Origin of the sequence: Micromonospora sp. WMMA1998 (assembly GCF_027497375.1) — a bacterium.
In the GTDB taxonomy this organism is placed as follows: Bacteria; Actinomycetota; Actinomycetes; order Mycobacteriales; family Micromonosporaceae; genus Micromonospora; species Micromonospora sediminicola.
Map to the genome: position 1 here is coordinate 1,630,582 of NZ_CP114911.1, position 13,960 is coordinate 1,644,541.

Sequence of the window (13,960 nt, forward strand, 5' to 3'; positions counted from 1 at the left end):
CCGAGCGCCCCGGGACCCGGGACCAATGGCCCCCTGAACGGCGAACGCCGCGCGCGACGCCGCACACCTGGCCCACGGCGAGGTCGGCCGGGCGTGCCGGAGGAGTAGCGGCGACGGTCGCCTGTCAATGTAGTGTTGACAGGTGACTCCGGAGCCGGCCCGCCTGTCCGAGGTCGCCGCGGCCCGGGCCCGGCTCGACGAGCGGGAACTGGAGTTGATCGACCGGGCCCGGCACGACGGGGCCACCTGGGCCGAGATCGCCGGCGCGTTGGGCCTGAGCAGCCGGCAGGCCGCCGAGCAACGCCGGCAGCGTCTCGTGGCGGCCCGCCGGTCGCGGCAGGCGCGGCGGGACCGGGCCTGCGCCCCCGACGTCGCGGCGGTGCGGGCCGCCGTGTCCGACCTGCACCGGTGGATCGACGCGGACCGGGGGTGGGACGGTCGTTTCCGCCGAGCGCCGCTGGTCCGGCGCACCACCGCCACGGCCCTCGACGCCGCCGCCCCGGGTTCGCTGTACGCACTCGCCGCGTACCTCGTCGGCGACCTGACCGACGTCGGGCCGCGACTGCCGGCCCCCGCCCGCGAGGCGGCCCGCCGCATCGCGGCGGCGCTGTCAACGCATCGTTGACGTTGCTCCACAGCATTGCCGGCCGCTGACTCAACACCGGACGATGTGAGCCTTCCCCGCTCAACCCTGGAGGGCCCGTGCGTCGCAACGCCGTCCTGTTCGTGGCCATCTCCCTGCTGTCCGGCCTCGGCAGCAGCGCCATGGCCCTGGTCGCCGGCATCTGGATCCTCGACCTGACCGGCTCCACCGGCCTGGCCGCGCTCGCCGGGCTCTGCGTCTACGCCCCGGTGCTGGCCGGGCCGTGGCTCGGCGGGCTGCTCGACCGGGCGCCCCGACGACCGCTGGTCATCGGCGTGAATCTCGCGCTGACCGCCGTCCTGCTCAGCCTGCTCACCGTCCGGGGCCCGGACCAGGCCTGGCTGATCTTCGTCGTCTCGCTCGCGTACGGCGTCGGATACGTGCTGATCGACGCCGGCGAGACCGCGCTGCTGCCGGCGGCGCTGGACCCCGCGCGCCTGGCCGCCGTCAACGGCTGGCGCTCCAGCGCCCAGGAGGGCACGAAGCTGATCGCGCCGCTGCTCGGGGCCGGGCTCTACGCCTGGCGGGGCGGGCACCCGGTCGCCGTGTTCAGCGCCGCGACGCCGGTGCTCGTCGCCGCGCTCTACGCGGCCCTGCGGTTGCGTCGGACGCCGGCGCCCGCACGGACGGGCGAGCCCCGGCCCGGCCTGCGGGCCGGGCTCGCCGTCCTCCTCCGGCGGCGGGCGGTACGCGTACCGGTCGCGCTCGCCGCGGTGTCGATCGCGATGTCCGGCTTCACCACCGCGCCGCTCTACGCCGTGGTCGTGACCGAGCTGGCCCTGCCGTCGACGTTCCTCGGCCTGCTGGCCGGCGCCCAGGGTGCCGGTTCCGTGCTCGCCGGGCTGGCCGTCGGCCGGCTCGTCGGCCGTTGGGGCGAGGTCGGGGTGGGGATCGCCGGCACCGCGCTGTTCGCCGTCGGCTGCCTGGGTCGGTGCCTGCCGTGGTGGCCGGCCACGGTCGCCGCCTCGGTGGTGATCGGCGTGGGTCTGCCCTGGACGCTGGTCGCCGCCGTCACCGCCGTGCAGACGCGCACGCCGGCGGCGGTGCTCGGGCGGGTGTCCGGCACCGCGAACACGGCGATGTTCGGACCGATCACGCTGGCCATCCCGCTCGGCTCGGCGGCCGTCCACGTCGGCGGCCGTCCCCCGCTGCTCGCCGCCGCGGCGGCCTGCCTGGCCGCCGCGCTGGTGGCGTCGGTCCGTCGTCAGTCCGGGTCGGACGTCGACCGGCGGGACAGGTGGCGGATCAGCTCCGGTCGCGAGCGCAGCCGCAGCTTCCGGTAGACGTTGCCGAGGTGGTACTCGACGGTCTTGGGAGACAGGAAGATCCGGGTCGCGATCTCCCGGTTGGTCAGCCCCTCCGCGACGTGCAGGGCGATCTGCCGCTCCTGGCTGGTCAACCGGTCGACGGTCCGGTCGTCTCGGGCCGGCGCTCCCCGGCCGGTCGCGTCGATCTCCGCGCGGCACCGCCGGGCCCACCCCTGCGCGCCGGCCGCCTCGAACAGCCGCAGCGCGGCGCGCAGCTGGACCCGGGCGTCCCGCCGCCGCTTCGCCCGGCGCAGCCGCTGGCCGTAGCAGAGCAGCGTGCGGGCCTGCTCCAGCGGGACGACCGTCGGGTCGCAGCGCGCCAGCGCCGCCGGGAAGACCACGTCCAGGTCCGGCTCGGCGGCGAGCAGGCCGGCGACCCGGCCCGCGGCGGCGGGGCCGCCGTCCGGCAGGTCCCGCAGCCGTTCCGGGCGGGACAACCAGGCGTACGCCTCGGCCAGCTCACCGGCGACCGGCAGCCAGCCCGGCGCGGTGATCCCGCCCCGCGCCTGGGCGGACCGGATCCACTCCAGGTCGGTCACGGCCTCCTCCCACCGCGCCGCGACGACCGACATCATCGCGGCGGCGTACCGAAGCCGCGCCTCGACCTCCCCGAACCCCGCCGGCAGGAACCGCCGCGCGTGGTCGATGTGTGCCTGCGCCCCCGGCTCGTCCCCGAGCAGCGCCTCCACCAGGGCGAGGGTGGCCAGCGCCTCCGCCCGCAGCAGCGGCAGGGCCACCTGCTCGGCGATGCCGACCGCCTCGGTCGCGGCCCGGTACGCGTCGTGCAACGCCCCGGCGCGCCAGCGGAGTTCGGCGAGCCGCGGCAGGGCGTAGGCCAGCAGGAACACGTCGTCGGCGGCGCGCGCCCGGTCGATCTCCGGCTCCAGCAGCGCCCGCGCGGCGTCCAGGTCACCGAGCCAGCAGAACACCTGCGCGAGTTCCGCGGCCGAGCCGTCGGCGTGGCCCGCGCAGGCCGCGACGCAGTCGCGGGCCGACCCGGCCCCCTCCGGCCGCCCGGCCAGCACCTGCGCGGCGGCCAGCCGGATCGCCCCCTTCGGCCAGGGCGTGCCCGGCGCGGTGCCGGCCAGTTCCACGATGCGCCCGCAGAACGGCAGCATGCCGGTGACGTCGAGTCGTGCCCAGAACTGGTTGACCCCGGCGCTCATCATCTTGGCCGCGCCGAGCGGGTCGGTGCGCGCGCACTCCTCCGCCTCGGCCAGGTACGCGTCGTCCACCACGGTCAGGTCGCCGTGCTGCTGGGCGAGATGGGCGAGCAACGGAGTCATCCGGCACCGCAGGTCGACCCGCCGGGTGAGCCCGAGCGCCTCCTCCCCGAGCGCCACGGCGTGCCGGCTCGCGCCCGCGTTCGTCCAGGCCCGGGCGGCCCCGATCAGGCGCCCCGCCCGGACGTCCGGGTCCGGGGTGAGGCGGGCCGAGCGCTCGTACGCCCGCGCCTCGGCCACCACACCACCGCGACGCTGTGCCCGCTCGGCCGACCCGGCCAGCAGCGCGGCGACCCGCTCGTCCGGGCCGGTCGTCGCGGCGGCGAGGTGCCAGGCCCGGCGGTCGGCCGTCTCCGGGCCGGTCAGCACCGAGGCGATCGCCAGGTGCGCCGCCCGGCGTCGCCCGGGTCCGGCCGCCGAGTGCACCGCCGCCCGCATCAGGGGGTGGCGGAACGTCACCTCCCGGGCGGTGACCCGGATCAGGCCGGCGTCCACGGCGCGGTCGAGCGCGTCCAGGCCCAGCCCGTCCACCGTCAGCACCTGGTCCAGCAGCGCCAGCCCGGTGGTCTCGGCCACGGCGCAGACGACCAGGGCCCGCCACGTCGCCTCGGGCAGGTCGCGGGCGTGCGCCAGGACGCTCGTCCGGATCCGGTCGGCCAGCACCAGCGGCTGCTCCAGCGGCAGCCAGCCGTGCCGGCGCTCCTCGGCCAGCGTCACCGGCAGCTCGACCAGGGCGAGCGGGTTGCCGGCGGTGGCGACCGCGAGTTCGGTGGCGACCCGCCGGTCCAGCCCCGCGCGCATGGCGAGCCGCACGGCGGCCTCCGGCGCCAGACCGGTCAGCGGCAGCTCCGGCACGCCGCGCCCGTCGAACCCGGGCACGTCGCGGGTGGCGAAGACGATCGCGACGCGGTCCGCGAGCAGCCGCCGCGCGGTGAACAGCAGCGCCTCGGCCGAGGCCGGGTCGATCCAGTGCGCGTCGTCCACCAGGCACAGCACGGGTGTCGCCTCGGCGGCCGCGGTGAGCAGGGTCAGCGTCGCCACGTACGCGGCCAGCCGGTTGACCGCGCGGGACCCGCCGTCGACGGCGAACACGGTACGCAGCGCGTCGGCCTGCTGGGCCGGCAGGCCGTCCAGCCGGTCGAGCAGCGGGCGGGCGAGTTCGTGCAGCGCGGAGAACGGCAGGTCGGCCTCGAACGGCACCCCGGTGGCGCGCAGCACCCGCATCCCGTCGGCCCGCTCGGCGCAGTGGTCCAGCAGGGCCGTCTTGCCGACGCCCGCCGCGCCCCGGACGACCAGCGCTCCCCCACGACCGTCGCTCGCGTCGGCCAGCAACGCGGCCAGCCGGCGGCACTCGTCGGTCCGCCCGAGAAGGCCCTCCCGGCCGTCCCGGGCCGCGCCGTCGGCGAGGGTCGGAACCGTCGCACCACCCATGGACGCACGCTAACCGCTGATCGGTTCCGGACCGGCGGGGCCGACGCGAACCCGACATCGCCGTGCCGGGACCCGCGTCGACTAGGAGGTTCCCGGATCCGGGCGCGGCCCGCGCTCCCTAGCGTCTGCACCAGCCGGAGACGAGCACCGACGGGGACCGTCCCGGAGGGCGCCGGTCCCGGCGAGGGCAGGAAGGTCCGATCCGATGGGAGACGCAACGATGATCAGAAACAGAGTCGGCGGTGCGGTGGCGGCGAGCCTGCTGGCCGCCGGGCTGGGTGCCGCGGCGCTCGGGCAGCCGGCGCAGGCGGCGGGCGGCCACTACCAGATCGTCAACTACGGCAGCGGGAAGTGCCTGGAGGTGGACCGGTACGGCGCCCCGTCGTCGCTGGGCGGGCTCGTCGTGCAGCGGACCTGCGACGGGCAGGCCGTGCAGCGCTGGTCCCCGGTGGGTCAGAGCACCTACACGTTCGTCAACCAGTCCAGCGGCATGTGCCTCGACGTCCGCAACGGCGTGAACGCCGACGGCACGCCGTTGCAGCAGTGGGCCTGCACCGGAACGACCAGCATGAAGTGGACGGTCAACCCGAACTCGTTCAGCGGGGTGCACCAGGTCAGGTCGCAGATCGGCGGCCGGTGCCTGGACGTGCGGGGCGGCTCCTCCGCCGACGGCGCGACCGTCCAGATCTACCACTGCACCGGGTTCGGCAACCCGGCCCAGGTCTGGTCGTTCGTGCCGGCGTGACCGGCGGGCGCGGCCCGTCCCCGGGAGTCGGGGACGGGCCGCCGCCGGGGCTCAGCGCCAGGTGTCGGTGGCGGTGCGCGTGCCGCCGCTCGGCGTGGTGAACGTTCGGTTCGCGCCGGACTCCCAGGTCACCGAGCCGTCCGGGTTCCGCTTCACGTACTTGTACTCGACCGCCGTGTTCGGCGGCAGCTCGACCGTCGCCCGCCACACCGGATAGGTGGCCGGGGAGAGCGGGACCGCCGCGGCCGGGTTCCAGCCGCCCAGCGCCGGGACGTTGCCGACGACGAAGACGTTCTGGCCGTAGGCGGTGGTGGCGGTGACGGCGAACGTGGCGGCCACCGTCGAGGTGACGGTGTCACCCCGGAACGTCTCGGTCACCGCGTAGGCACCGGCGGCCGGCGTGGTGAGGGTCCGGTTGGAGCCGGACTCCCAGGTGACCGCCCCACCGGTGGTCATCTTGACGAACTTGTACTCCACAGTGGTCGACCGGGGCAGGTCGACGGTGGCGCGGTAGCTGCCGCCGCCCTGCGCGGCAAGCTTCACGGCGTTCGCCGGCGACCACGAGCCCATCTCGGGGACGCTGCCCACGACGTACACGTCCTGGCCGGCGGCCGGGGTCGCGGCGACCGTGAACGTGGTGGCGATGCGGTCGGTGGGGTTGCCGGTCGGGGACGCGGTCGGTGAGGCGGTCGGGGACGGGTTCGTGCCCGGCCGGGCCCCGACGTGGATCGCGACGGCGTCGTTTGCCGGGACGGTCACGGTGGCCCGGCCGCCGGAGACGGTCACCGTGCCGCCGGTGCAGCCGGTGGCGGTGGCGACGCCCGAGATGACGTCGCAGTACCGGCCGTCGGCCAGCCCGGTGGTGAAGGTGGCGGTGGTGGCGGAGCCGGAGTCGTTGATGCCGATCCAGGCCCGGTCGCCCCGGTGGAAGCCGATCACGTTGCTGGTCACCGTGGTGAAGTCGGAGACGGTCTTCACCGGGCGGGCCGCGTTCGCCCAGCCGACCATGCCCTTGATGCCGGTGGTGCGGCTCAGGCAGGTCCAGGCGGCGCCGCAGACCGTGTCGGTGACCCGGCCGGTGCCGTCGTGCGGCGGCGACTGGTTGCGGTTCGACCAGGTGAAGCTGTCGTAGACCGAGGGCCTGCCGTGCGGGTGGGCCAGCGCGAAGTAGGTGGCGAGCACGTAGTCGGTGCCGTTCTTGTAGGACAGCACCACCCCGTCGCGCTCCAGGTCGTGGTTGGTGACCATGGCGAAGACGTTGGCGCTCGGCGCGTCGAGGTTCCAGTTGGCCACGTTGGCCAGCGCGGCGATGGAGCCCTGGAACGCCGAGCGGATGCCCTTGGCGTACGCGAAGTCGAGCACGTCGCCGTTGCCAATGAACGCCCGGGCCTGCAGGGCCGGGTTGCTGGCGCCGTCGAAGATCTCCTGGGCCACGTACGGGCGTCTGCCCTCGGCGACGGTGTTGTTCAGCTTGCCGAGGATCGCGGCGAAGTCGTCCTTCCGGACGTGCTTGACCGCGTCGACCCGGAAGCCGTCGACGCCGAGCCCGATCAGGTCGTTCAGGTAGCCGGCGATCTTGTTCCGGACCGCTTCCTTCTCGGTGTAGAGGTCGGACAGGGACAGCAGCTCGCAGCTGGTCACCTGGGCCTCGTTGTTCCAGTCGCTGATGCCCCCGCCGGTCGGGCAGTTGTCCCCGGGGCGGTGGAAGTCGCCGCTGCCGTAGGGCACGGCCGGGTAGCTGTAGCCGGAGAACTCGGTCCCGGCGTACCCGCGCGTGCCGGCCGGGTTGTTGGTGCCGGCCATGTGGTTGACCACGGCGTCGACGTAGACCCGCACGCCGGCGGCGTGGCAGGCGCTGACCATGGCGGCGAACTGCTGCCGGTTGCCGAACCGGCTGTCCAACCTGTACGACACCGGCTGGTAGACCTCGAACCAGGGGTGCACGCCGTCGGGGCTGGTCGGCAGGCTGACCGACTCCTGCGGCGGCGCCACCTGCACCGCGCCGTAACCGGCGGGCCCGAGGTGGTCGGTGCAGGCGGCGGAGACCGAGGGCCAGTTCCATTCCCAGAGGTTGGCGGTCACCTCGCTGTCGTTGAGGACGGTGGCGGCACGGGCGGGGGCGGCGGTGGTGGCAGCCGTGACGACCGCCGTGCCGCCGGCCGCGACCAGCGCGGCGGCGAGCATCAGGCGGCCGGCACGGCCACGGGGGTGTGGCCTGGCGGATTCCATGGCAGGGGGACCTCTTCGTGCTCGACGGGGGTGCGCGGAGGTGGACGGCCGTCCGGGTAGCGAACACCATGCGGGATCCATGAAAGTCTTTGCAATACCTTGCGGCAAAGTTTTCGAAACCCGCTGGCAACACCGGCACCGCGACATCCCCCTCGACCAGCGGAGACCCCTTATCGACGGACGTCGACGACGCGGACAGCGCTCCCACGGCGCGGGACGGCCGGGCACACTTCCTGGGAAGATCGGTCGGGTCGAGCAAGAAATTCCAGACCGCGTACCGCTGATCCGGCCTCGCACCCCGGGGATCCGTCACGCGACCCTTCCGGTCCGGACGGCGCGACGCCGCAGGACGGCGGCGCCGACCGCGTTGAGGGCCACGCCCCACAGCAGCGCCGCGGTCACCCACCACGCCCAGCGCGGGCCACCCGGCGCCGCGCCGAGCAGCCCCCGCAGAGCCCCGTACGGCGTGAGCCGGTCGCGGGCCGGGCCCAGCGGCGTGAGCACCGTGTACGCCCCGAGCGGCAGCACGATCGTGGCCGGGCAGGCCCACCCCGGCCGGGCGATCAGCAGTCCCAGCCCGGTGCCGACGAGCTGCGCGAGCACCTGCGCCAGCACACCCGCCACGGCGAGCCCGCCGACGTGCGCCCACGGGTCGGACGCGGTGGACCCGGACGTGGCCAGTGCGGCGACGAAGAGCGCGTCGCCGGCCAGCCCCGCGGCCATCGCGATCAGCGTCGCCGCGGCGAGCGTGGGCAGCACCGGGGCGCCGGGCGCCCGGCGGAGGTCGTGGGCGAGCAGGACGCCGACGAACGGCAGCGGGACGGAGACGAACGCGTGCACCGTCTCGGCGAACGTCGCGGCGGTGCGCTCGGCGGGCGGGAGCCCGGCCAGAAGCGCCGCGGCGGCGAGAATCCCGGCTCCGACCGTCACCAGCAGAAGGAGCCGGCGTCCCCGGCTGCCGGCCGCACGCCGCAGCGCGCCGGTGATCGTCTCGTGCAGGTCCACGTGGGCCTCCCCCTCGTCCGGTCGACCCGACCGAGGATCGCCGTCGCACGGGTGCCCGGGCACGAGCCGGAGGATCGACGCGCACCCCTACTTTGGTAGCTGGCGTCGCCACCCGTACCGCCTAGGCTGCCGGCATGGCCGCCGCGCTGTTCGCCCTGCTCGTGCCGGACCCGACCGGCGACCGGGTGACCGCGCGTCACCGCCTCGCCGACATCGTGGCGGTCACCGTGGCGCTGGGTTACGGCCTCGCCATGCTGAAGATCGGTGACGCGACCGCGCCCGGCGCGGCGATCCCCTGGCCGGTCGACGTGCTGGTCGGCGTGCTCTGCGCCGTCGGGTTGCTGCTCCGGCGACGCCGGCCGGTGCCCGTGCTGCTCGCGCTGCTGCCGTTCGGCGCGATCTCGGTGACCGCGACCGGGCCCATCCTGGTCGCGCTGTTCACCGCGGCGGTCCGCCACCGGGCCCGGCTGCTGTTCACCCTGGGCGCGGCGCACGTCGGCACCGGTGTGGTCTATTTCCTGCTCCAGCACGACCCGCCGTACCCGGTCTGGGTGGACGTGGTGATGCGCGCGGTGACCGGCGTCGCGGCGATCGGCTGGGGTCAGTTCGTGCAGGCCTACCGGCGGCTGACCGAGTCGCTGCGCGCGCACGCCGCGCGGTTGCGGGCCGAGCAGCACCTGCGCGTCGACCAGGCGCGGCTGACCGAACGGGCCCGGATCGCCCGGGAGATGCACGACGTGCTGGCGCACCGGATGTCGTTGATCAGCCTGCACGCGGGCGCGCTGGAGGTACGCACCGACGCCCGGCCCGACGAGATCGCGATCGCGGCCGGCGCGATCCGGTCCAGCGCCCACGAGGCGCTCGAGGAACTGCGCGCCGTGGTCGGCGTCGCGGACCGGCCGGAGCCGCCGCAGCCCGGCTTCACCGACGTGCCGGACCTGGTGGCCGGCGCCCGCGCGGCGGGGATGCGGGTCGACTACGCCGACGAGGTGACGGGCGACGAGCCGCCGGCGGCGCTGGGGCGGACGGTCTACCGCATCACGCAGGAGGCGCTGACCAACGCCCGCCGACATGGCAGCGACGCCAGCGCGGCGGTCCGGCTGGCCGGCCGGCCGGGCGACGGACTGCGCGTCGTGGTGGTCAATCCGTCGTCGCCGACGGACGGACGCGCCGGCCGGCCGGGTGGGATGGGACTGGTCGGCATCGGCGAGCGGGTGGCGCTGGCCGGTGGGCGGGTGAGCCACGGCGCGGAGGGCGGGCAGTACCGGCTGGAGGCGTGGCTGCCGTGGCCGACGTGAACGGACCGCCCGCCGCCGGGCCGGATCCCGGGCGGCGGCCGATCCGGCTGGCCGTCGTCGACGACGACCCGCTGGTCCGGGCCGGATTGCGCATCCTGGTCGGCGGGTCGCCCGACATCGAGGTGGTCGCGGAAGCGGCCGACGGCGCGCAGGCCGTGTCGATGGTCCACGCGCACTGGCCGGACGTGATCCTCATGGACGTCCGGATGCCCCGCGTCGACGGGCTGGTCGCCACCCGCCGGATCCGCTCCCGGCCGGGCGCACCGGAGATCATCGTGCTGACCACGTTCAACGCCGACGAGTACGTCCTCGACGCGCTCCGCGGCGGCGCGTGCGGCTTCCTGCTCAAGGACACCCCGCCGCGGGAGATCCTCGCCGCCGTCCGTACCGTCGCCGCGGGTGCGGCGATCCTGTCGCCCGCGGTCGTCCGTCGGCTGATCGACCACGTCGCGGACCCGGTCGCGGGAAGCCGCCGGGCAAACGCGCGGGAACGGCTGGCCGCCCTCACCGACCGGGAACGGGACGTGGCGGTGCTCGTCGGCCAGGGCGGGTCGAACGCCGAGATCGCCGCCGGGCTGGGCATGGGCGTGCCGACGGTGAAGGGGCACGTTTCGCGGCTGCTGGCCAAGCTGGGCCTGAACAACCGGGTGCAGATCGCCCTGCTCGTGCACGACGCCGAGCTGCTCTGAGCCAGGTACGGCCGCACGTTCGAGGACGTCGGCGTCGTCCGGGAGCGCCACGCGCGTCGACCCGCGACCGGTCGCCCCAGGTTGCCGAAGAGGCGCTGGCGGGCGCGGCGGATCACGTACCGTGACCCGTGGGCCCCGGCCGACGGGGGCCGGAGGGAGATGCCGTGCCAGGTCCGGTGACACCGACCGCGTACGGCGTCCGCCCCTACGCGGTGGCCGGCGCCCCGCTGCTCTGCGACGCCCGGGACCACGGCCTGACCGGTGACGGCGTCACCAACGACCAGCCCGCCCTCGCCGCGCTGGTCGACCGGCTGGGCGACGCGTACGCCGCCGACGGCCGCGTCCGCATGATCTACTGCCCGCCCGGGGTGTACGCGATCCGCGACGCGGGCACGGCGTGGCGCAGCGGCGTCTCGCTGACCGGCGCCGGCCCGGGCGCGACCCGGTTCGTGCTGAGCAACGAGGGCAACCGGTCACAGCCGGTCCCGTTGGCCTTCCACACCGTCGAACTGCACGGCGCCAGTCCGGACCGGAACCTCGCCTACTGCGCGTTCGCGGACTTCGAGATCGACGGATCGGGGGTCGCGTCGACCGCGTACGACCCCCTGGCCAAGGGCCTGGGCCTGCAGTACGTCACCGGTGGGCTGTTCCGGAACCTGTTCATCCACCACACCGCGGCCACCGGCTTCGGCTGCGACTTCCTCCAGGACACCCTGGTCGAGGCGGTCCGGGTGCTGGAGTGCGGCCGGATGGACAGCGGCCTGGAGATGGGCGGCGCCGGGATCGGTATCGGGATCGGCGGGTGGGGTTCGGTCGAACGCCTGGCGATCGCCAACTGCCTCGCCGTCGGCAACGCGACCAACGGCATCTTCGTCGAGATGCAGCACGCCGACCGGCCCCAGCCCCGAGGGATCCGGATCTCCGGCTGCCACGCCGAGGGTAACCGGTTCGGCATCTCCGACTGGGGCGCCGACGGGCTCATCGTCACCGGCTGCACGATGGTGGGCAACCTGGAGGCCGGTTTCCAGGTGTCGGCGAAGGGCACCACCGGCGTACCGGGCCGGGGCGGTCTGCTCACCGACTGCCTCATCGACGGCAATCTGCGGGACGGGGTGAACATCGGCAACACCCGGGGTCCCTACACGGTGCGGGGCAACCGGATCACCGGCAACGGCCGCTACGGCTACCACCACCAGGACCTCGGCGAGGGCGAACGGGCCGTCGCCGAGGAGATCGTGATCGAGAGCAACGACATCTGGGGCAACGGCCTGGACGGGATCCGGTCGGACCGCCCGCTGCGGGACGCCGTCGTCAGCGGCAACCGGATCCGCAACAACGGCCGGCGGTGCGCCCCGGGGGCGACCGGCGGCGGCGAGTCGGTCCGGTACACCGAGAACACGCTGGTCGACCAGCACGCCGGCTGGCCGGAGGACGGCCACCGGGGCAAGGTGCTGCGGGTCGGCGGGCGGTTCGCCGTGGTGGCGAGCAACGACGAGACCACGCTCGTCCTGGCACCGATCCGGCCGGGCGTGAGCACCGGCTGGAGCGCCGACACGCCGCCCCCCGGAACCCCGTACGAGTTGCCGGCGGCACCGGCCGAGCGGGCCGGTCTCACCCTGAACGCCACCTGCGACTCGGTGACGATCCGGGGCAACCTGATCCGGGACAGTGGCTCGGGCACCCAGACCGCCGGGATCTGGATCACCGAACGCGGAAGCTGCCTGAACTGCCGGGTGGCGGAGAACGACCTCGACGGCAACGAGGTCGCGATCCGAGCCGACAGCCCGGCCGTGGGCGGGCGCTGGGACGGGAACCGCGGCGACCGGTGAGACGGCAGCAGCGACCGGCGCGGACCGGACCGGATCCGTCCACCGGCTCCGAGCCGGAGGTCACGGAGGCGCTCGGCCGCCTGCTGGAGGAGGGCACCACCCGGCTCACCCGGCCGTGGCCGGCGCTGGTCGTCACCGGTCTGCTCGGCGGGGTCGACGTGGGCACCGGTGTGCTGGCCTATCTGCTGGTGCTGGAGGCCACCGGGCAGCCCCTGCTCGCCGGACTCGCCTTCGGCATCGGCTTCGTGGCGCTGCTGCTCGCCCGCAGTGAGCTGTTCACCGAGAACTTCCTGGTGCCGGTGACCGCGGTGGTGGCGGGACGCAACAGCGTGCGGTCGCTGCTCCGGTTGTGGGGCGTCACGTTGGTCGGCAACCTGCTCGGTGGCTGGCTGGCGGCCTGGCTCATCATCCGCGGCCTGCCCCGGCTACGACCCGCCGCCGTCGAGTCCGGTATGCACTACGCCGCGCTCGGGGTCAACCTGCGCTCGTTCGTCCCGGCCGTGCTCGCCGGCCTGGTGATCACGCTGATGACCCGGATGCAGCACGCCACCGAGAGTCTCGGCGTCCGTCTCGTGCCGTCCCTGCTGTTCGGGGCGTTGCTCGCCGGCGGGCAGCTCTTCCACAGCGTCCTCGACTCGATCATGATGTTCGCCGCGCTCATCAGCGGTGGGGCACCGTTCGGCTACCTTGACTGGGCCGGCGCCCTCTGCTGGTCGGTGTTCGGAAACCTGGTCGGCGGCGTCGGCCTGGTCACTCTCCTCCGGCTGGCCCGGGTGCCGCACGAACTGGCCGAGGAGCGGTCCCGGAGCAGGTGAGCGCTCGGCTCAGTGGCGGCTCCGGGGCAGCCAGCCCAGGAAGCGGGCGCGGGCCTCGGCGACCGGCATGGTGGGCAGGTCCTCGGCGGCGGCGACCAGACACGTGCCGAGGTAGACGGCCAGACCCGCGGTGGTCCCGCCGAACTCGACCAGCAACTGGCTCTGCTTGGTCGGGCACGGCCACTCCGCCGCGCAGCCGGTGCACCGCCAGTCCGGTGGCAGCGGCAGGTGCGCGGGCGGTGCGGCGACCATGTAGCGGCGGGACGCGTCGTTGCGACTGCGCGGTTCCCGGTGCGGCGTGTGCGGACCGGCGGGAGGAACGTGCGACAGCCGGTGACGTGCCCGGGTGAGCATCGCGCCGACACGGACCAGCACGTCCGGTCCCAGCCGCTGCGCGAGCACCGCGGTCAGCAGGTGGTGCCCGAGCGCGTCGAACTCCTCCGGCGTCCACCCCAGTCGCCGGCACAGTTCGGCCAGCGGTCGGCCGTCCGCCGCGGCAGTCCCGCGCAGGGCCTCGTGCAGCGTCTCCCGCAGCGCCACCCCGAGGGCCGCCTCGTGGCCGTCGAACCGACCGCGGCCGCCGACGGCGCCGTCGAGACGCCGCATGGACTCCGCGGCCACCACCCACGCCACTCTTCGTGCCTCGCTCCCGTCCACCCACGCCCCCCTGTCGACCGCACCGGTACGCCCCAGGCACCGACCCTTCCCGATCACGCGGGCCGGGACTAGGTCCGACAGCGAAAGGA

Annotated in this window: 11 protein-coding genes; 7 read left to right on the forward strand and 4 right to left on the reverse strand. The window is 74.9% G+C overall.

The window, feature by feature from the left end:
- The first annotated feature begins 142 nt into the window (after positions 1-142).
- Entirely contained in the window at positions 143-625 is a 483-nt protein-coding gene (locus O7600_RS07050; protein WP_281592874.1) for a hypothetical protein, read from the forward strand.
- Positions 626-702: 77 nt separating this feature from the next.
- Positions 703-1,926: an MFS transporter gene (locus O7600_RS07055; protein ID WP_281592875.1), complete on the forward strand. Its 1,224-nt coding sequence runs from the start codon at positions 703-705 to the stop codon at positions 1,924-1,926.
- Here the strand turns inward: O7600_RS07055 and O7600_RS07060 are convergent.
- Positions 1,848-4,604, reverse strand: a complete 2,757-nt coding sequence (locus O7600_RS07060) for a LuxR family transcriptional regulator (RefSeq protein ID WP_281592876.1) — start codon at positions 4,602-4,604, stop codon at positions 1,848-1,850. The two genes, O7600_RS07055 and O7600_RS07060, sit on opposite strands and share 79 nt — an antisense overlap.
- A 220-nt stretch (positions 4,605-4,824) precedes the next feature.
- On the opposite strand from O7600_RS07060, the gene O7600_RS07065 reads away from it, so the two are divergent.
- Positions 4,825-5,349, forward strand: a complete 525-nt coding sequence (locus O7600_RS07065; RefSeq protein ID WP_099160417.1) for an RICIN domain-containing protein — start codon at positions 4,825-4,827, stop codon at positions 5,347-5,349.
- 51 nt (positions 5,350-5,400) lie between these two features.
- On the opposite strand, the gene O7600_RS07070 is transcribed toward O7600_RS07065, so the two are convergent.
- Both O7600_RS07070 and O7600_RS07075 read right to left on the reverse strand, forming a co-directional pair.
- On the reverse strand, positions 5,401-7,578 hold the full coding sequence (locus O7600_RS07070; RefSeq protein ID WP_281592877.1) for a carbohydrate-binding module family 20 domain-containing protein: 2,178 nt from the start codon (positions 7,576-7,578) through the stop codon (positions 5,401-5,403).
- Positions 7,579-7,887: 309 nt separating this feature from the next.
- Positions 7,888-8,583, reverse strand: coding sequence for a hypothetical protein (locus O7600_RS07075; protein WP_281592879.1), 696 nt, complete (start codon positions 8,581-8,583; stop codon positions 7,888-7,890).
- Positions 8,584-8,717: 134 nt separating this feature from the next.
- On the opposite strand from O7600_RS07075, the gene O7600_RS07080 reads away from it, so the two are divergent.
- The 4 genes from O7600_RS07080 (at position 8,718) to O7600_RS07095 (ending at position 13,214) form a co-directional block, all read left to right on the forward strand.
- The gene (locus O7600_RS07080; protein WP_281592880.1) at positions 8,718-9,881 is read left to right on the forward strand and encodes a histidine kinase; all 1,164 of its coding nucleotides are present in this window, start codon (positions 8,718-8,720) and stop codon (positions 9,879-9,881) included.
- Entirely contained in the window at positions 9,878-10,570 is a 693-nt protein-coding gene (locus O7600_RS07085; RefSeq protein WP_281592881.1) for a response regulator transcription factor, read from the forward strand. The genes O7600_RS07080 and O7600_RS07085 overlap by 4 nt, the downstream gene beginning before the upstream one ends.
- 164 nt (positions 10,571-10,734) lie before the next feature.
- Positions 10,735-12,399, forward strand: coding sequence for a right-handed parallel beta-helix repeat-containing protein (locus tag O7600_RS07090; protein WP_281592882.1), 1,665 nt, complete (start codon positions 10,735-10,737; stop codon positions 12,397-12,399).
- On the forward strand, positions 12,396-13,214 hold the full coding sequence (locus O7600_RS07095) for a formate/nitrite transporter family protein (protein ID WP_281592883.1): 819 nt from the start codon (positions 12,396-12,398) through the stop codon (positions 13,212-13,214). The genes O7600_RS07090 and O7600_RS07095 overlap by 4 nt, the downstream gene beginning before the upstream one ends.
- A gap of 9 nt (positions 13,215-13,223) precedes the next feature.
- On the opposite strand, the gene O7600_RS07100 is transcribed toward O7600_RS07095, so the two are convergent.
- On the reverse strand, positions 13,224-13,847 hold the full coding sequence (locus O7600_RS07100) for a hypothetical protein (RefSeq protein ID WP_281592884.1): 624 nt from the start codon (positions 13,845-13,847) through the stop codon (positions 13,224-13,226).
- Positions 13,848-13,960 lie beyond the last annotated feature (113 nt).